This window comes from Arthrobacter sp. StoSoilB5, assembly GCF_019977235.1.
Taxonomy (GTDB): domain Bacteria; phylum Actinomycetota; class Actinomycetes; order Actinomycetales; family Micrococcaceae; genus Arthrobacter.
In genome coordinates, this window is record NZ_AP024646.1 from 557,688 (window position 1) to 575,361 (window position 17,674).

The 17,674-nt window shown below is 64.0% G+C and carries 15 protein-coding genes; 6 read left to right on the plus strand and 9 right to left on the minus strand.

Features of this window, described 5'->3' with window-relative positions; all coding sequences use genetic code 11:
• Position 1: 1 nt before the first annotated feature.
• From LDN75_RS02715 to LDN75_RS02725, 3 genes are read right to left on the minus strand one after another with little or no spacing between them, the layout of a single operon-like run.
• Complete coding sequence (locus LDN75_RS02715; RefSeq protein ID WP_223935661.1) at positions 2 to 1,159, minus strand: M20 family metallopeptidase; 1,158 nt, start codon at positions 1,157 to 1,159, stop codon at positions 2 to 4.
• Positions 1,149 to 1,820, minus strand: coding sequence for a DUF1028 domain-containing protein (locus tag LDN75_RS02720; RefSeq protein ID WP_223935662.1), 672 nt, complete (start codon positions 1,818 to 1,820; stop codon positions 1,149 to 1,151). Before LDN75_RS02720 ends, LDN75_RS02715 begins: the two co-directional genes overlap by 11 nt.
• Complete coding sequence (locus tag LDN75_RS02725) at positions 1,817 to 2,239, minus strand: RidA family protein (protein WP_223935663.1); 423 nt, start codon at positions 2,237 to 2,239, stop codon at positions 1,817 to 1,819. The genes LDN75_RS02720 and LDN75_RS02725 overlap by 4 nt, the downstream gene beginning before the upstream one ends.
• Before the next feature lie 133 nt (positions 2,240 to 2,372).
• On the opposite strand from LDN75_RS02725, the gene LDN75_RS02730 reads away from it, so the two are divergent.
• Positions 2,373 to 3,281, plus strand: coding sequence for a LysR substrate-binding domain-containing protein (locus LDN75_RS02730; protein WP_223935664.1), 909 nt, complete (start codon positions 2,373 to 2,375; stop codon positions 3,279 to 3,281).
• Positions 3,282 to 3,357: 76 nt separating this feature from the next.
• Here the strand turns inward: LDN75_RS02730 and LDN75_RS02735 are convergent, their stop codons facing one another.
• Positions 3,358 to 3,981: a TetR/AcrR family transcriptional regulator gene (locus LDN75_RS02735; RefSeq protein ID WP_223935665.1), complete on the minus strand. Its 624-nt coding sequence runs from the start codon at positions 3,979 to 3,981 to the stop codon at positions 3,358 to 3,360.
• A 107-nt stretch (positions 3,982 to 4,088) separates the two neighbouring features.
• Positions 4,089 to 6,065 (minus strand): primary-amine oxidase, encoded by a 1,977-nt coding sequence (locus LDN75_RS02740; RefSeq protein ID WP_223935666.1) that lies wholly within the window; start codon positions 6,063 to 6,065, stop codon positions 4,089 to 4,091.
• A 120-nt stretch (positions 6,066 to 6,185) separates the two neighbouring features.
• Between LDN75_RS02740 and LDN75_RS02745 the strand changes: the two genes are divergently transcribed.
• From LDN75_RS02745 to LDN75_RS02765, 5 genes are all read left to right on the plus strand, one after another.
• Positions 6,186 to 6,668 carry a hypothetical protein gene (locus LDN75_RS02745; RefSeq protein WP_223935667.1) on the plus strand — a complete coding sequence of 161 codons (483 nt, stop codon included), beginning with the start codon at positions 6,186 to 6,188 and terminating at the stop codon, positions 6,666 to 6,668.
• Between the two features lie 32 nt (positions 6,669 to 6,700).
• The gene (locus LDN75_RS02750; RefSeq protein WP_223935668.1) at positions 6,701 to 8,197 is read left to right on the plus strand and encodes an aldehyde dehydrogenase family protein; all 1,497 of its coding nucleotides are present in this window, start codon (positions 6,701 to 6,703) and stop codon (positions 8,195 to 8,197) included.
• A 171-nt stretch (positions 8,198 to 8,368) separates the two neighbouring features.
• Complete coding sequence (locus tag LDN75_RS02755) at positions 8,369 to 9,796, plus strand: cytosine permease (RefSeq protein WP_223935669.1); 1,428 nt, start codon at positions 8,369 to 8,371, stop codon at positions 9,794 to 9,796.
• 4 nt (positions 9,797 to 9,800) lie between these two features.
• Positions 9,801 to 11,474 carry an amidohydrolase gene (locus LDN75_RS02760; RefSeq protein ID WP_223935670.1) on the plus strand — a complete coding sequence of 558 codons (1,674 nt, stop codon included), beginning with the start codon at positions 9,801 to 9,803 and terminating at the stop codon, positions 11,472 to 11,474.
• A 29-nt stretch (positions 11,475 to 11,503) separates the two neighbouring features.
• Positions 11,504 to 13,027, plus strand: a complete 1,524-nt coding sequence (locus tag LDN75_RS02765) for an APC family permease (RefSeq protein ID WP_223935671.1) — start codon at positions 11,504 to 11,506, stop codon at positions 13,025 to 13,027.
• A gap of 57 nt (positions 13,028 to 13,084) precedes the next feature.
• On the opposite strand, the gene LDN75_RS02770 is transcribed toward LDN75_RS02765, so the two are convergent.
• From LDN75_RS02770 to LDN75_RS02785, 4 genes are all read right to left on the minus strand, one after another.
• The gene (locus LDN75_RS02770) at positions 13,085 to 14,434 is read right to left on the minus strand and encodes an MFS transporter (protein ID WP_223935672.1); all 1,350 of its coding nucleotides are present in this window, start codon (positions 14,432 to 14,434) and stop codon (positions 13,085 to 13,087) included.
• Between the two features lie 322 nt (positions 14,435 to 14,756).
• The gene (locus tag LDN75_RS02775) at positions 14,757 to 15,716 is read right to left on the minus strand and encodes a carbohydrate kinase (RefSeq protein WP_223935673.1); all 960 of its coding nucleotides are present in this window, start codon (positions 15,714 to 15,716) and stop codon (positions 14,757 to 14,759) included.
• A 118-nt stretch (positions 15,717 to 15,834) separates the two neighbouring features.
• The gene (locus tag LDN75_RS02780) at positions 15,835 to 16,629 is read right to left on the minus strand and encodes an ATP-binding cassette domain-containing protein (protein ID WP_223935674.1); all 795 of its coding nucleotides are present in this window, start codon (positions 16,627 to 16,629) and stop codon (positions 15,835 to 15,837) included.
• Positions 16,626 to 17,672 carry an ABC transporter permease gene (locus tag LDN75_RS02785; protein WP_223935675.1) on the minus strand — a complete coding sequence of 349 codons (1,047 nt, stop codon included), beginning with the start codon at positions 17,670 to 17,672 and terminating at the stop codon, positions 16,626 to 16,628. The genes LDN75_RS02780 and LDN75_RS02785 overlap by 4 nt, the downstream gene beginning before the upstream one ends.
• Positions 17,673 to 17,674: the final 2 nt, after the last annotated feature.

The following is a 17,674-nucleotide window of genomic DNA, read 5'->3' on the forward strand; positions in this document are numbered from 1 at the left end:
GCTACGTTGCCAGGTAATCCAACGCCGTAAGCGCCAAGGCGGCTGCGCCGTCGTGAATTGCAAGGTTGGCTGCGCCGCCGACGCAATGTGCGGCGAACTCGGGTTGGTGGTTGGCCGCAGGGAAGCAACCGAGTCCTATATAGGGATGGATGGCCGGAACCACTTGGGACACATTGCCCATGTCAGTGGACGCCCGATTCATGGTGGCTTGCTCCGGCGGCGCATTGAAATCGCGGCCGAGGGCTTCCGCATGCCTGACATACAGCTCCAGCGCCCGCAGGTCCGTCCGGAACTCCGAATAGGGCTCCGATTCCGGGGTCACCGACAGCTCGCAACCGGACGCCAAGGCGCCGGCTTGGAAGCACCGGTGGACGCGCTCCTCCAGCGTGCCCAGCTGGGCCAGTGTTTCGGCCCGGACGTACCAGCGCCCCTCGGTCCTTTCGGGGATGGCATTGGGCGCTTCACCACCCCGGGTCTGGATCCCGTGGACCCGGGTACCGGCCGGCAGTTGTTGGCGGAGGAGGCCCAACGCCACCTGGGCAACAATGAAGGCGTCGTTGGCATTGACTCCCTGATCGGGATAGGCAGCAGCATGAGCCGACTTGCCGCGGTACTCCACGTGGTTGTGAGCCACTGCGTAGGGGCGGGCTTCGGCGGAATCCACGGGGCTGGGATGCGCCATCATGGCCAGGTCCAGGCCGTGGAAGGCACCCTTCTTGAACAGCTCGATCTTCCCGCCACCGCCTTCTTCCGCCGGGGTTCCGTAGAGTTCCACGGTCAGGTCACGCTCGGCCGCGAACTCTGCCAGGGCTACTGCGGCACCACACGAGATAGCTGTGATGATGTTGTGGCCGCACGCGTGGCCGAGACCAGGAAGGGCATCGTACTCGGCCATGAGCCCGATGCGGCGGGAACCTGTTCCGAAGACCGCACGGATCGCAGTGGGGAAGCCCAGATACCCTCTTTCCACGTCAAAGCCATGCAAGGCGAGATAGTCGGCAGTCCAAGCCGCGGCACGGTGTTCCTGCCAGCCGAGCTCGGGGTTGGCGTGGAGCGTCTCCGAGAGCCGGATCAAGTCTTGGTGCTGGGCATTGACGGCCTTCAGTACCCGGTGGTGCTGGACGTTGGGAGGGGTGGTGGTTGCCGGTTCAGCGCTCATCGCCAGCCACTCCATAGCCGACCGAAGCGGCGGGGTCCAAGCCCCGGACCACGTAGTCATGCCGCTGCGGAAGCCACACCCCCAGGAGATGCTCCAGTTCGCTAATCGGGTCCTCATGCCAGTCCACACGCAGGTCCGTGTCCCGCCAACCGTGTCCGGACACCACCGAGATACCGGCTGACCGCACGGGTCCAGCCTCGCCGCCGGCTGCCTCGGCGGCTCCAAGGGCAGCCATGAGGCGCACTTCCAGCTCCCCGGAGGCCGCTTCAAACGCGTCGCACAGGGCCTGGGCAACACCCGGATGCGCCAGCATATTGCCGGCAGCCACGCTGTTCGCACCTCGGCCTTCGCCAAACACGCCAAGGGTATGGGCGCCGCTGAAGACTGCCGATCCGCCCTTGCCGTCCAGGACCACCAGCTGCCGGTAGTCCACCGATGGTGACTCCTGCACGACGGCGTCGATCGCCTCCTGCGCGGAATAGCCGGCTTGCAGGCGGTCGAGCAGCGCTGTTCCCAGCCGGGGATCGGTGATGTTCTGTGAGCTGACGGCGCCGATCCCGTCGCGCAGGTGCGCGCACCGCGCGGCCACGGCGGGGGAGGACGAGGAGACCGCTATGCCGAACCTGCCGTGGCCGTCCGTGGCGGCAATGCTGAACGTCACTGCTGTCCCTCCGTGGAGAGCACTGCCGTGGCGTCAATTTCCACGAGCCATTCCGGGCGGGCAAGGGCCTGGACAACAATGCCGGTGGATGCGGGGAACACTCCCTTGAGCCAGCGGCCCATGGTGCGGTAGACGGTTTCACGGTAGCGGGGATCGATAAGGTAGACCGTCACTTTGACGATGTCTTCAAGGCTGCTGCCGGCCTCTTTGAGCAACATGTCGATGTTGGCCATGGCCTTCTCCGTCTGGGCTTCGACGTCGCCGATTCCCACCGATTCCCGCGTCTGAAGGTCCTGCCCGATCTGGCCGCGGAGGTAGACCACCCCGTTGGCCACAACTGCCTGGCAGAGATCGTTATCCAGGTTCTGCTCGGGATAGGTCTCTTTGGTATTGAACGTGCGGATACGCTGGTGCTTCATGTCGCAGCTTGCCTTTCAGTGCTGTAAGCCGGGTGCTCGTATCCTTCAGCTTCCTGTGGCGCACTAAATCTGTCCAACAGTTCTTTTAGAACGATTGCATCGCCTTTTCTGATGCACAGTGTATTCTCGTGGCATGGATGTGACCCTGACGCAGTTGCGCTATTTCGTGGAAGCCGCAGCCCAGTTGTCCATGACGGGGGCAGCCGTGCGCCTGAACGTGGCCCAGTCGGCGGTATCGGCCGCGATTGCCCAGCTGGAGCGACATGTCGGAACGCAGTTCTTTATCCGGCAGCGTTCCAAAGGCCTCGTACTGACGCCGGCCGGTGAGCTGTTCGTCAGGGATGCCCAAGCCATCCTGGCGCAGGTGGAGGAAAGCATTGATCACGCACGTGGTGAACACCAGAGCGTTGCCGGGCGAATCCGGATCGCCTGCTTCAGTACCCTGGCGCCCTTCCTGCTTCCCGGGGTCTTGACCAAGCTGAGGGAAGACCATCCGAACCTCGAAACAGAGGTCATCGAGACCGACACGTCGGGCTGTATCAGTGCCCTGCTCAGCGGGCAGGCTGATCTTGCCCTGTGCTATGACCTCGACCTGCCGGAGGCAATCGCCAGCTCTGTGGTGGACACCGTCCGCCCCTACGTGGCGCTCCCGCCGGATCACAGGCTGGCGGGGTCCAAGAGCATCTCGTTGTCCGCGCTGCGCGGTGAGTCCTTTGTGCTCCTGGACCTCCCGCACACCCGGGACCTCATGCTGTCCATCGCACGCCTCGGCGGCCAGGAACCGGACATCAGGTTCCGTTCGGCCAGCTATGAAACCGTCCGCACTTTCGTCGCCCGCGGCCTCGGCTATTCCATCCTGCATCAGCGGCCGCAGCACCAGTTGACGTACGACGGCGGCCGGCTTGCCGCCGTCGAAATCCGCGATGAAGTGCCGGAATTGAAGACAGTTTTGGCGCACCTGAAGTCCCAGCGCCCCACGGCGAGGGTGCGGGCGGTAGCGCAGGCAGTCAGGCATCAAATCGTGGCCGCCCGCTCGGCCTGAAGCTAGGAGGCCCAGCCTATTCATCTGTTGAACAGATGCAATTGGCGTTAAAAATCTATTCGACAGAAGCCTGGGCTCAGGATCTGAGCCCGGGCTGCACCTGTTTGCGGGCGGCCAGCCTCGCCAGCGCACGCTCTACCAGATGCCGCTGCCGGGAACCCGTCATGGCATCTGGATCCAGCATTGACGTGACGTGCAACCCCATCATGATGTTCAGCAGCTCATCGGCAACCGCATCCGGGTCGACCAAAGGTTCGCATTCGCCGTCGTGCTCTGCCTGGGCGAGGAAGCCCATCACCAGGCCACGCCAGTGCAACAAGGCCTCCCGACCGACGGCGCGCAGCGCGTCCTCCGTCTGGGCGCGCTGCCAGAAGGAAACCGCCACGCGGGCTTCCACCACAGTGAGCGGATCCGCGGGAATGATCTCCAAGCAAAGGCTGCGCAGCGCTGAAAGGCCCCGACGGCCCGCCGTGCCAGCGGCGATGCGTTCGTTGGTTCGGTCGCAGATCAACTCGTAGGAGGCCAGCAGCAACGCGTCCTTGTTGGGGAAGTAGTGGGCCAGCACGCCCGGCGCCGCATAGCCGCACTCACGGGCGATGTCCCGCATGCTGGCGTTCTCGATGCCCTGGTCCGCGATCAACCGCCACGTGGTCTCGATGATGGAACGGCGTCGTTCCTCGTGATCAACCAAGCGGGGCATGGTGCTCCTTCGTTCGCGGGGTCCATGGCTGGGACCGTGAGCACACTACCACCGCGGGAGCGCGGTTGCGCGTCCCGCGGCGGTGAGTGGGTGTTGTGTGGCCAGCTTCAGTGCGCGCAGTGGCCGGGCTCGGCCTGCCCGACGGCGGTGCTGCAGTGGCCCGCCGCCGATGACGGCACGTTGAGCGTGGGGTTCTCGTCGAAGAAACCGTGCGGCTTCAAGGTGAAGCCGGTGGTGTCGACCGGCATGATGGGCCAGTCCTCCGGGCGAGGAAAGTGGGTCAACCCGAACGAGTGCCACACCACGAGATCCTGGCCATCGAGGTCGCGGTCCTGTGCCACATAGGCCGGAAGCCCGGCGCCACCCGGGTGCTGGTTGACGAAGTCGCCCGCTGCGTACAGCTCCTCGTCGGCGTGCCGGGTGACCCAGAGGTGGTGCCGTGCGAACGCTGCCCGCGAGGCGATCGATGAATCATCCGCCATGGCCAGGGTGGGGTTTCCTTCCGGGTAGAGCGTGTAGCCCACGGGGTGGCCAAGCTGGTTCAGCGAGTCCGGGTTGCTGATGTGCCACACGCGTCCCTTGGCTCCATCGGCGTCACGGACCGCCTCCGATTCGCGGGCCAACAACGTGCGCTTCTGCGTGAAGGCGTTGCCGTGCGGGTTACCGGGTCCCTTCGGGAGGCGCGCGAGGTCCAGTTCCTCAACGCGGTTCGTTGCGCCGTCGATCATCATGTCGAGCCGGGCGCTGAAGAGGTGCTGGTGGTACGGCGCGCCAAGGCCGGGAGCGATCTCCGAGGCATAGGCGTAGGTCTTATCGGGCAGTGCCGCTGTGAACACAATGCCAGTGGCCTTCGCCTCGAACTCGATGGTGCCGTCCAGGTAGAGGTACCAGTAGAAGCCGTAGTCGTAGTTGCCCACGGTGGTGAAGAAGGAGACCACCAAGCGGCGGTTGCGGCGAACCTCGTTGGAGCCCGCCCACTCATCCGTGTGCTTCCACAGGATTCCGGCGTCTTCCTCGTGGATGCAGATGCCGTTCTCGATGGTTCTGGGATTGCCGAAGTCATCGGCCACCACGGGGGACATGTAGGTGATGTCCCCCAGGCAGTCGCACCCAAGCTTGAGTGAGTTGGCGTCCCGGCCCACCAGGTATTCGCCGGAATCGAAGTAGTTCTGCCAGCTCCGGTACGGGGAAGGGTCGCCGTAGGGGACCACCATCTCGGAGATGGACGCCCGATGGACCACTGGGCGCCGGCGTCCCTTGTGCGAGTGGTGGAGCTGGTGGAGCACCAATCCTTCGCGGGCATCAAATCCCACGCGCAGGTCCCAACCTGCCCATGACAGGAGGTTGCCTTCCAGGGTGAAGCTGGGGCCCTCGGGCTGGGTGATCTCGATCGGCTTCAGGTCCGTGCGGAGCTCGCCGTGAATGGTGGGGTCGGTGTAGTTGCCGTTGACCTCGGGGACGGGGACGGGGCCGTCGTCGATCACGTGGTTGACGCGATAGTTCTCAATATCCACGAAGGCTACCAGGCCGTCGATGGGGTGGGCCCATGGGTGGTCTGCGGCGTGGTCCTGGCGGAATCCGAGGCCGCGCAGCAGCCGTTTGCCTTCCTCGTTGCCGTACTCGAAGACGCCTGCCGACAGGGGAGCGACGCGGACCTGCGCGGGCGTCAGGCCACGGTCCGCAAGGGCTGCATTCCACTGCGGGTCTTTGGCGAGGATGTCCTCGATGATCCCGAATTCCTCCAAGAGGACGGGCAGTTGGCCGTCGTTTTCCGGATTGAGTTCCCGCTGGTCCAGGACCAGGCCGGCGGTCAGCGAAAGGCGCACGTCGAGGGAACGCGACAGTGCAGCGTCCCAGAGCATGGCACGGACCAATCGGGCGACATCTGCGGCGCCGTCCTGGAATACGGACTTCGGGGGTTCAATGAGGCCGAGGTAGGCGAACCGGGTGGTCTCTGCGACGAGCCCGGCTTCTGCCAGAATCCGTCGGGCCTCATGGATTTCCTGTGCCGAGAGCTGCTCAAGCGGATGGTGCCCCAGCGGAGCCTGCGTCTGTGCGGCCGAAGGGATGGTCTGAAGGGTCATGGCACTTCCTGAAGTCGAATTTTGATGGTACAACTGTTCAACCAACGCTTTGATGTTACCCACCTCACAAGCCCGGCGTAAAGTCCCGGACCCAAACCCCACCGAACAGCCAGGAGAACCATGGATCAGCAAACCAGCCTGCGCCCTGGGCGCTTCGCGCCTGTTCCGGCCGGCATCGTCGGCACCGCCGCCGCGGGCAGCGCCACAGCGCACCTGGTGGCTGCCGCAACCGGACCGGCGGGAATGATGGCCTGGTGGATGGCAGCTATGGGGATTGCCTGCCTTGCGTGTGTAATGCCGCTGGTGCGTGGCCGGTTTTGCGACAGGAACGTGGGTAATGGCGGGAGCGCAAGGAATGACGCGCTCAGGGCCGCAGGGCACCTCGTGGCCATGAGTGCGGTCATGGTCCTCACGCATCTGGTCCTGCTGGTGGTGCCAGGCGCGCGCGGCCATCACGGCGGGGCGGACGGGGTGCACCCTTCCGCCCACGGCATCACCATGCTGGCCCTCATTGCCGTTGAACTGATCTGCCTCTTGGCCGCGTCCGCCGCACTGCGCCTCGCACACCGCACTCCGCACCGCCGTCGAGCCCTGGCAACCTGACCTACCACTGAAACCCCATCCAAGGAGCCTCTGTGAACACCACTTCCACCATGATTTCCACTGACTGGCAGCGCCGCGCGGATGCCTTGGCCGTTGACGGCCGGGCGTTTCTGGACGGCCGTCGCGTCACCGCGATCGGCCAGCAGTTCCGTCCCACCACCAGTCCCATAGACGGCCGTGTCCTGGGTGACCTTGCTGCGTGCGGTGCCGACGACGTCGACGTTGCGGTGGCGGCAGCGCGACGTGCGTTCCCGTCGTGGTCCCGTTTGGGAGCTGAAAAGCGGAAGGGCTTGCTGCTGGCCCTCGCCGCGCTGATGGAGCAGCATGCCCAGGAGTTGGCACTCCTGGAAACCCTGGACAGCGGAAAGCCCATCCTGCAGACCACCACGGTGGATGTTCCGGGGGCCATCTCCACGCTGCGCTGGTACGCGGAGGCCGTGGACAAGCAGAGCGGGGAACTGCCTGCAGTCCCTCCGGGAGCCACGGCATTGGTCACGCGCGAACCCCTGGGGGTGGTGGCCGCCATTGTGCCGTGGAACTTCCCGCTGGAGATCGCCGTGTGGAAGCTGGCCCCCGCGCTCGCCTCCGGCAACACGGTGGTGTTGAAACCCGCAGAGCAGACGTCCCTGAGTGTCCTTCGGCTGGCTGAATTGGCCGCCGGTGCCGGACTTCCTGATGGTGTCCTGAATGTCATCACCGGCACAGGCCGGGAAGTGGGTGCTGCCCTGGCGCACCATATGGACGTCGACGCCCTGGCCTTCACGGGATCCACAGCCGTCTCCCGCACCCTGTTGGAAGCCTCGGGCCGCAGCAACCTCAAACGGCTGAGCCTCGAGGCCGGGGGCAAGAGCTCCAACATTATCTTCGCCGATACGGCCGATCTCGCTGCGGCTGCGGCGAAGGCGGCGTTCGGCGCCTTCTACAACCAAGGCCAGGTGTGTTCGGCCAACTCCCGCATACTGGTGCAACGGGACATCCGCGACGAGTTCGCGGGCCTGCTTGCGGGGGCGGCTGCCGGATATCGACCCGCAGACCCGCTGGCTGGCCTGGAGGGCAATGGCGCCCTGATCAGCAGCGCCCACGCGAACGACGTCGAAGGCTGGATCGTTCGCGGACGCACCGAAGGTGAGCTACTTTTCGGCGGTGAGCGGCACGTCATCCATGGCTCCGACGCTTACCTGGAACCGACGTTGTTGGGCGGGCTCGGGCCAGATCACGAGGTCCACCGCGAGGAGATTTTCGGACCCGTGGCTGTGCTGCACGCCTTCGATTCGGAGGAGGAAGCGGTGCGGTTGGCCAATTCCACCGACTACGGATTGGCGGCGTCTGTTTGGACCTCGGACCTCTCGCGCGCGCATCGGGTGGCAGGAGGGTTGCTGGCCGGAACGGTGTCCGTGAACACGGTGGACGCGCTGGGCAACACTACGCCCTTTGGTGGCTTCAAGCAGTCAGGGTTTGGCCGGGATCTGTCCCTGCACGCCTTCGATAACTACACCGCGCCGAAGACCACATGGATCCAGTTCGGCTGATCTGATTCATCTATAAATTCGATGATACGCATCACGATTCAATGGTTTACGTGATGCAATTCACAAGCCTACGCTGGGCCTGACAGCAGAACCGGCCAGACACCGAAGGGCTTTTGGGGAACGCCCGCCAGAATCTGCCAGCATCCTTCCACCGTCTTAAGGACACCCTCCATGAAATCGATGCTCCGCTCCCGCCTCTTCGAGATAGAACAAGAATCCATCGCACCCATTCCGCCCGAAGCCCGGCACGGACGCTCCCGGGAACTTTTCACCATTTGGTTCGGAATGAACATGACCCCACTGACCGTGGTCACCGGCGCGACCGCCACTACGCTCCTTGGCCTGCCGATGCTCAGCTCCGTCATCGCGATCCTCATCGGCCACGCGCTCGGTGGAATCGGAATGGCACTGCACGCGGCCCAAGGGCCTCAGCTCGGAGTCCCTCAGATGCTGCAGGCCCGCGGCCAGTTCGGTTCACGGGGTGCAAGCTTGATCGTTGCCGTGGCGATCCTGATGTTCGTGGGCTACTTTTCCTCGAACCTGATCGTTTCGTCGGATTCGATCACCGCTCTCCTGCCGGAGGCCAACGGAACAGCAATGATCATCGGCTGCGCTGTCCTCAGCTTCGTCATCGCGGCGTTCGGCTACAACCTGGTGCGGAAAGTGACCGCCATGGGGGCCTACGTGGTTGGCGCCCTGGTGCTGGTTTCCTTCGCAGCCCTGCTTGCCAGCGGGGACTTCTGGGCCCAACTGAACCACGGCGAATTCACGTGGACCGGTTTCCTCGCCATGCTGGCCATCGGCATCGTGTGGCAGCTGACCTACGCTCCCTACGTTTCGGACTACTCCCGGTACATGCCGGCCAAGTCCGGAACCAAGGGAGCCTTCTGGGGTACCTATCTGGGCTGTGTGCTGTCCAGCGCGCTGCTGATGGTCCTGGGCTCTGGTATTGGAATTGCCGTAGCCGGCGTGGACACGATGACCGGGCTTCACGGCATGCTCGGGCCTGGACTCGGTGCCGCCGTTTTGGTGGGCTTCGCGCTCGTAGCTGCCGCGGGAAACTCCGTGAACGCGTATTGCAGTGCTCTGTGTGCCCTGACACTGGTGGAAACGTTCTTCAGCGGATGGCGCCCCGGTGCGAAAGCCCGGCTCGTGACGTCAATGGTGCTGCACGTCCTCGGCGTGACCTTGGCACTGGCCGCGGCAACCAGCTTCGCATCCTCCTACTTCAGCTTCCTCAGCGTGCTGCTCTACGTGCTCATCCCGTGGTCCGCGGTGAACCTGGTGGACTACTACGTCATCCGGCACGGCTCGTACGCCGTGGACGAGTTCTACGCTGCCGACGGTGGCCGCTATGGGCGCTGGAATGCCGGTTCCCTGGTCGTCTTCGCCATTGGCGTCCTCGCGCAGATCCCCTTTATGGCAACTCCCTTCTATACAGGAGCGGCGGCTGAAGCCATGGGCGGGATCGACATCGCCTGGCTGGTTGGCCTCGGCGTCAGCGCGCTGGCGTATATCGTGATCGCCCGCACCGCCCCGGCGTTGGTGCGCCTGGGTGCTGACCACGGCACCATTGAAGCCCAGCTCCTTGGAAAGTAGAGAAATGACGCACGCAGACTGGATTTTCAGCGGTGGCCCGGTCCACACCATGGACCCCGCCAACCCGCGCACCGACGCCGTTGCGGTAGCCAACGGGAAGATCGTGGCCCTCGGCGCCGATGCCGCGCACTGGCGCGGACCGGCAACCGAGCTCGTCACCCTTGAAGGCAAAGCGCTGCTTCCGGGCTTTCAGGACGCTCACGTCCACCCGCTCGCGGGCGGACTGCAGATGCTCGGGTGCGATCTCTCAGGCGTCCATTCCGTTGCCGAATACCGGTCGCTGATCGCCCACCATGCCCAAGCCCACCCTGCCGCAGAGTGGATCCAGGGCGCGGGCTGGTACGGAGACGTTTTCGACGGCGGCTTCCCGCACCGCGCGCTGCTGGACGAATTGGTCCCTGACCGGCCTGTTTTCCTGATCAGCCATGACGGCCACGGCGCCTGGGTGAACTCCCGTGCCCTCGAGCTTGCCGGCATCACGGATGACACCCCCAACCCGGACGGCGGCATCATTGCACGCGATGGTTCGGGCAGTGCCACGGGCATGCTGATTGAACACGCGGCCGACCTCGTGTCCGCCCTGATTCCGGACCCGGACCAACAGCACGTCCGCCGGGCCCTCCTCACCGCCCAGGCGTATCTGCACTCACTGGGCGTCACCGCCTGGCAGGACGCCGCCGTCGGAAATGCCCTGGGCATGCCCGATTCTTACGAGCACTACCTGGCCTTGGAATCGGAAGGTCTACTCACCGCCACGGTAACCGGGGCGCTCTGGTGGCAACGGGACCGTGGGCTGGAGCAGCTCCATTTGTTCAAGGAACGCCGGGCCAAAGCACAGGGACGCTTCCGAGCCACGGCCGTGAAGATCATGGTGGACGGCGTGTGCGAAAACCTCACGGCGGCCCTGACCCGACCTTACAAAGGACATCCCCATGAAGTGGGCATGAGCCTGATCGAACCGGAGGAGCTGGCCCGCATCACGCGCGCCGTGGACACGGAGGGCTTCGACCTGCACCTGCACGCAGTGGGCGACCAAGCGCTGCGGGACTGCGTCAACGCACTCGAGCTGCCCCGCCGCGAAGGGTGGGACCCCCGCCACCAGATCGCGCACCTGGACCTGGTGGACCCCGCAGACGTCGCCCGCTTCGCCGCCACAGGGGCCATCGCGAATATCCAACCGCTATGGGCGCGGCAGGATCCGGTGCTCGTCGAAACCAAGCTTCCCTACCTCGACGAAGCCCACCAAAAGGTGCACTTTGCCTTCGAGACGTTGCGCCGCGCCGGCGTCGAACTGGCGATCGGCAGTGACTGGCCCGTGTCCAGTCCGGACCCGCTGTGGGGCATCCATACAGCGGTGAACCGCACGGCTCCGTCGGCAGATCCCCATGCCCGCGACCGCCGCTCGCAAACCGAACCGCTGTTGCCAGCCGAAGCCATTACTCTCGGCGCTGCGCTCGCGGCCCATACCACCGGAGCCGCGCGCGCCAATCGACTCGACGCAGAACGTGGAGCCATTCGGGTGGGCATGACCGCTGACCTGGTGGTCCTCGACGCCGATCCTCTTGCCGCCGAAGCCACGGCACTGGGCGAAATCGGCGTCGAACACACCTTTGCTGGAGACCAGCATGTCTACAGCCGCGTCCGCAACGGCGCTCTTCCCACCCTTCTTGCGCAGTAGCAAACTTAAGCAGCAGCAAAGGACCGATCATGGATCAGCCAGTATCCTCAACGCACTTGGGCCAAACTCAATTAGCCCAAGAGCAAAGCAACCATCTGCAGAAATCCCTGGGCCGCTTCGACATCCTTTTGTTGGTTGTCGCGGCCGTCATCTCCGTTGAGGTCCTGGGGCAGGTCTCGGGCTTCGGCGGAGAAACCTTCACCTGGACCCTCATCCTAGCCATCACGTTCATGGTCCCCTACGGCCTGATCTTCGCCGAGACGGGCGGTGCCTTCACCGAAGAAGGCGGCGTTTACGTCTGGACCAAGATGGCCTATGGCCGCGTGGTTGCAGCCATCACGTCACTGTTCACCTGGGTGACGCAGCCGGTCTGGGTGGGAGGCGCCATGGCCTTCGTGGCCGTCGAAACGTGGTCCGAGTATGTGGGCCACGTGGAGGCCGGCAGCGTCAGCGACTACATTTTCAAGCTCGTCTTCATCTGGATCACGGTGACCTCGGCCATCGTCAGCCTGAAGCACGGCAAGTGGCTGCCCTCATTGGGTGCCATCCTGAAGGTGGCTTTCCTGACCTTCTTCATTATCGTCACCCTGATCTTCGGGCTGCAGCACGGCTTCAACGGCCTGGACCTGGGCTTCTTCTCACCCACGCTTGCAGGCTTCCTCGGTGTCACGCCGCTGCTGCTGTTCTCTTTCCTTGGTTTTGAATCCGGCAATAGCGCCGCCGGTGAGATGAAGAACCCGGCCAAGGACGTTCCCATCTCGGTGGCCCGTTCATCGATGATCGCTGCAGCGAGCTACCTGCTCCCGATCCTTGCCATCCTGCTGGTGGTGCCGCTGGACCAGATCACGGGCATCGGCGGGCTCTTTGGCGCCGTGTCCACGGTCTACGCAGTCTTTGGTCCGGCTGCCGAGGTCATGTTGTCCATTTCCGCGATCGTTTTCTGCTTCATCCTGGTCTCCCAGGGTGCCGCATGGATGATCATCAGCGACCGCATGCAGGCCATGGCCGCGGCAGATGGATCCTTCTTCGGCGGATTCTTTGGCCGCTTCCATCCCAAGCTGGGCACGCCGATCCGCGTCAACACGCTCTCCGGAGTGGTGGCGACACTGTTCATGCTCGCGGCCATGCAGCTCAGCGGCACCAGCAGCGCGCTGTTTGGAGTGGTCCTCTCCATCGCCATCTCGACGTTCCTGCTCAGCTATCTGTTGGCCATCCCGGCGGCGGTGAAGCTCCGTAGCAAGTACCCCTATGTTGACCGGCCCTTCAAGGTTCCGGTCTCCGACACCGGCTTCCGCATCCTCGGTTACATCTGCTTCGTGTGGATCCTGGTCGGCTCGTGGGTGGCCATCTTCCCGGGAACCCTGGACGTGCTACTTGGCCTGGAGTACGACTTCGAGGGAACGTGGGGCGTCTCCCAATTCACGTTCGAGGCCTTCGCCCTTGGCACTCTCGGTTGCATCCTGGCGCTGGGACTGGTGGGCTATGCCCGCGGCAAGAAGGTCAGGGACGCGGTGGCGCCTGTCAGCGAGACCGCGGAGTTGGTCAGCGACTAGCCCCGCATTACGCACGACGGCGGCGGGTCACTTCAGGTGACCCGCCGCCGTCGTAAGTCAGCGGGCCTCGAGGTCCTCGAGCGTCTTTCCCCTGGTGTCGGAGGACAGGAGGGTCGCCAGCGCCGAGACAAGGCAGATGCCCAGCGTGGTCAGGCCGATGACCACGGGGATGTTCTCTGATCCGGGGGGAGCCATTGCCGTGAACAAGCTCGGGAAGAACGATGCGATCATGAGGCCGATGTTCTGTGAGACGGCGAAACCTGTGACCCGCATCCGCATGGGGAACTGCTCCTGGAAGAACGTAGCGAAGGTGGAGTTCCACATTTGGAAGAGGATGCCTTGCACGATCACAACGCAGAGGAAGATCAGTGGCAAGCTGCCTTGTTCGATCGCCCAGAGGTAGCCCGTGGTCAGCAAGCCGCCGGCAACACCGCCTGCAACCATGAGCGTTCGCCGGCCAATCCGGTCTGACAGTGCCCCGAAAACCGGGATCGTCACCACTGCGGCGACGTTTGCTGCCATGGTCACCCAGAGGAACTCGCTGCTTGAGAAGCCATTGCCATAGCTCTTTTGGGTCGCGAACGATACGCCGAAGATCAGGGTGGCCATGCCGATGACGTTCGTGAACGTCATCGCAACGCAGCGGACCAGGACCCACGGGTGGGTGCGCAGGAGGTCTGCGAGCGGGAACCTGCGCTTGGTGCTGGCCTCTTCCGATTGAGCCAGGTATGCCGGAGGCTCCTGCACGCGGCGGCGAATGATGTATCCGGCCAAAATCACGAGGGCGCTGAGCAGGAACGGGAGCCGCCAACCCCAGGAGTGAAACTGATCATCCGGCAGGAGGGCGGCGAGCGGAATGAGGACAGCCGTGGCGAGGATGGAGCCGACCTGCGTGCCTTGAAGGCTGAAGCTAGCGAAGAAGCCGCGCCTGGAATCGGGGGAGTGCTCCACGATCATCGCGCTGGCACCGCCGAGCTCGCCCGCAACGGCGAACCCTTGGATCAACCGGAGGATCACCAGGAGGACGGGAGCGAGAAGCCCCACTTGCCCGTATGTTGGCAGGAGCCCCACGGCGAAGGTAGCGAACCCCATGAGCAGCATCGCGAAGACGAGGACCTTTTTGCGGCCATGCCGGTCACCGTAAGCCCCCAGAACCACTGCGCCAAGAGGGCGGGAGACGTATCCCACGGCATAGGTGGCCAAAGATGCGATGATACCGACCGTCGGATTCTCGGTGGGGAAGAAGATGGTGGGGAAAAGCAACGTCGCAGCCAGAGAGTACAGCGCGAAGTCGTAATACTCCAACGCGCTTCCGATCCAGCCGCTCATTGCGGCTTTCTTCGGATCCTTCCGGCCGATGGTCTCGTCCTGGGTGGAGTGGGTATCCCTCCGGTGCGTGACGGTCATTCGCTGAACTCCTGTGGCGTCGTTGGCAAGGAACAAAAACTCTTCCAATCCAGGACTGAACAATGCGGTGCTCATTCAGCATGAGGAAGGTTACATGTGGATCGATTCTCTCTTGAATCGATTCATTAATCATACGATGTGACCTGCGATACGTCAAAGGTCGCTGTGGAGGGATAGTCGGGCAGCCCGGAGAAACGCACGACGGCGGCAGGTCGCCACGGTGCCCGACGAACCGTTAGTTCATCGGAACCGAAGGCGACCAGCCGCCGTCGTTATTTGGCCGTTTGTTCAGGAAGTCAGGCCATCAGGAGAAAGACCTTGGTTACGGCGCAACGGGAAGGCTGGCGCTGAGGGACATGCCCAGCCGTGCCTGCAGTTCTGAAACGGTGGGTGGGTTGGCGCCGGAGCGGCTGACCGTGATTGCTGCGGCCATGGAGGCAGTTTTTCCGATGTTTTCCAGTGTTTCCGGGGCAAATCCTTCTTCGCCCTCTGCCAAAAGGCCGAAGATGAGGGCGGCCATGTAGGAGTCGCCGGCGCCGATGGTGTCTGCTACGTGGGTTTTCACGGAGGGGATGTTGAGCTTGGAGCTTTGGGTGGCGAGGAGGGCGTCGTCTGCGCCCATGGTGATGACGGCCAGGCGTGCCCCCTGCGCGAGCAGGTGGGACGTGACCTCGTCCGGAGACGCCGTCGGGTAGAGCCAGTGGGCATCTTCGTCGCTGAGTTTGACGACGTCGGTGAGCGGGAGCAGGTCCTCGAAGATGCTCTTTGCCTGGGCATGGCTGCCAAGGAGGGCGGGGCGGATGTTGGGGTCGTAGGTGACCAGGCATGACTTGTGGCTTTGCTCGAGAAGGGAGCGTACGGTGGTGGCTCCCGGGGCGAGGAATGTGGCGATGGATCCGGTGTGCAGGACTTTCGGGATCATGGCAGGCGCTACCGGTGCAAGTTCCCAGGCGATGTCGAACTCGTAGTTGGCCGAGCCGTCTGCGGCCAGGGTGGCAGTTGCGGTGGCGGTGTGTTCGAGGGATGTTGATCCCGGTAGAAGCCGGACGCCTGCGCTCTGGAGGTGGTTGGTGATGGCGGTGCCGTGGTCGTCTTCGCCGATTGCTGTGAGCAGCCCTGTGGATACGCCGAGCCGGCCAAGGCCATAGGCCACGTTCGCGGGGGATCCTCCTGGGTAGCTGATGGTTCCTTCGGGGGTGTTAACGATGTCGATCAGGGCTTCGCCGATAACAACAACATCCAGCTGGTCGTGGGCGGAGGTGCCGGGGGGAGGCTTGTGCATCTCGGTTCTTTCGTCGGTACCGGCTGGAGGGCCGGGTGTGGATCCGTCCGCGGACCTGTGGGCAGGTCCGCGGACGGAGAAGGGGGTTCCGTTTGGCACGGATTGTGCGGTGTGGCCGTCAGGCTTTGGCGGCACCTGTCATGATGGCGACGGCGTCGGTCATGGTGTGGGATTGCGGGGTGATGGTGGCCGCGCATTTGCCCAGGCGCTGGATGTGGATGCGGTCTGCGACGTCGAACACGTGGGGCATGTTGTGGCTGATCAGGATGACAGGCAGGCCGCGATCACGAAGGTCCCGGACCAGCTGCAGTACCTGGTTCGATTCCCGAACGCCCAGTGCAGCTGTCGGTTCGTCAAGGACAACCACCTTGGATCCGAATGCCGCGGCGCGGGCGACGGCGACGGCTTGGCGCTGGCCGCCGGAAAGGTTCTCCACCGGTACGGTGACGTCCTGAAGGGTGGAGATGCCCAGCCGGGTCAGCTCTTCCTTGGCCTTCTTGCGCATGCCTTTGGTGTCGAGGATCCGGAACAGGCTCCCCAGGGGCCCGGGGAGACGCTCTTCACGGCCGAGGAACAGGTTGGACGCGACATCGAGGGCCGGTGAGACGGCCAGGTTTTGGTAAACCGTTTCGATGCCGTGGACCCGGGCGTCCTGTGGCCGTTTGAAGTGCACCTGCTGGCCGGAGACGTAGAGCTCTCCTGTGTCGGGAACTTCGGCGCCGGTGAGGCATTTGATGAGCGTGGACTTACCGGCACCGTTATCGCCGATGATGGCCAGGACTTCGCCGGGGTAGAGGTCAAGGTTGACGCCGTCGAGGCCAACCACCCGGCCGAAGGTCTTCACGAGGTTCCTGGCTTTAAGGATGGGCTCGCGGGTCTCTGTCTGTGAGGCTGCAAATTCAGTCATGGTCATGACTTGACCTTTCGGATCCACTGATCGACGGACACGGCAATGATGATCAGGATGCCCACCGCGAGGGTCTGGTAGAGGACGTCCAGGCCGGCCAGGGAGAGTCCGTTGCGGAAGACACCGACGATCAGCGCTCCGAGCAAGGAACCCCAGATGGAGCCGCGGCCACCGAAGAGGCTGGTTCCGCCAATCACGACGGCGGTGATGGAGTCCAGGTTCAGGTCGACGCCGGCGTTGGGGCTTGCGGCGTTGGTACGGCCGATCTGGATCCATGCGCCAACAGCAAGGACTGCACCTGCGGCAAGGTAGACACTCATCAGGACGCGGTTGACGGGAATACCGGCCAGGCGGGCCGCTTCCTTGTCATCGCCCACGGCGTAGACGTGCCGTCCCCAGGCGGTCTTGCCGAGGATGAAGGCGACGGCGATGTAGAGCAGGAGCATCATCACGACGCCGGTGGAGATACGGACCGGGCCGATCGGGAAGGTGCTTCCCAGCCAGGTGAGCACGCCGGGCATGGCGGACCCGCGGACGGTGCTGCCGCCGGAGTAGAGCAGGGTCAGGGCGATGAAGATGTTCAGGGTTCCAAGCGTGACGATGAACGGTGGTAGCCGGAAACGTGTCACGAGGAAACCGTTCAGTGCACCTGACGCAAGTCCCACGATCAAACCGGCGATGAGTGCCAGCGGGCCGGGGACACCACTGCCGACAGCCATCTGGGCGATCACCATCGAGGACAGGATCATGACTGCGCCGACGGAGAGGTCGATGCCGGCGGTCAGGATGATGAGGGTTTGGGCAATGGCCAGGGTTCCGACGACGGCGACCTGCTGGGTGATCAGGGAGAGGTTCTCCACCCGCAGGAAGCGGTCGTTGAGGAGTCCGAAGACCACCACCGCGATCAGCAGGACAATGGCCGGGCTGAGGGCGGGGTAGCGGTGGAGAACGTTGCGGATTCTGCTGAGGGGTGTTTGGCGGTCGAGGAATTCCTCGGCCAGGTCAGCGTGCCCGGCGCTCGGGGGGCCGGCGGTTTGTTGCTGGGTCACTT

What these genes read in the sequence shown, in the direction of transcription:
- LDN75_RS02780 (WP_223935674.1), bottom strand. Translation starts at nt 16,629, where the DNA reads ATGACCATGACTGAATTTGCAGCCTCACAGACAGAGACCCGCGAGCCC.
- LDN75_RS02730 (WP_223935664.1), top strand. Translation starts at nt 2,373, where the DNA reads ATGGATGTGACCCTGACGCAGTTGCGCTATTTCGTGGAAGCCGCAGCC.
- LDN75_RS02755 (WP_223935669.1), top strand. Translation starts at nt 8,369, where the DNA reads ATGAAATCGATGCTCCGCTCCCGCCTCTTCGAGATAGAACAAGAATCC.
- LDN75_RS02715 (WP_223935661.1), bottom strand. Translation starts at nt 1,159, where the DNA reads ATGAGCGCTGAACCGGCAACCACCACCCCTCCCAACGTCCAGCACCAC.
- LDN75_RS02770 (WP_223935672.1), bottom strand. Translation starts at nt 14,434, where the DNA reads ATGACCGTCACGCACCGGAGGGATACCCACTCCACCCAGGACGAGACC.
- LDN75_RS02775 (WP_223935673.1), bottom strand. Translation starts at nt 15,716, where the DNA reads ATGCACAAGCCTCCCCCCGGCACCTCCGCCCACGACCAGCTGGATGTT.
- LDN75_RS02735 (WP_223935665.1), bottom strand. Translation starts at nt 3,981, where the DNA reads ATGCCCCGCTTGGTTGATCACGAGGAACGACGCCGTTCCATCATCGAG.
- LDN75_RS02740 (WP_223935666.1), bottom strand. Translation starts at nt 6,065, where the DNA reads ATGACCCTTCAGACCATCCCTTCGGCCGCACAGACGCAGGCTCCGCTG.
- LDN75_RS02745 (WP_223935667.1), top strand. Translation starts at nt 6,186, where the DNA reads ATGGATCAGCAAACCAGCCTGCGCCCTGGGCGCTTCGCGCCTGTTCCG.
- LDN75_RS02760 (WP_223935670.1), top strand. Translation starts at nt 9,801, where the DNA reads ATGACGCACGCAGACTGGATTTTCAGCGGTGGCCCGGTCCACACCATG.
- LDN75_RS02765 (WP_223935671.1), top strand. Translation starts at nt 11,504, where the DNA reads ATGGATCAGCCAGTATCCTCAACGCACTTGGGCCAAACTCAATTAGCC.
- LDN75_RS02725 (WP_223935663.1), bottom strand. Translation starts at nt 2,239, where the DNA reads ATGAAGCACCAGCGTATCCGCACGTTCAATACCAAAGAGACCTATCCC.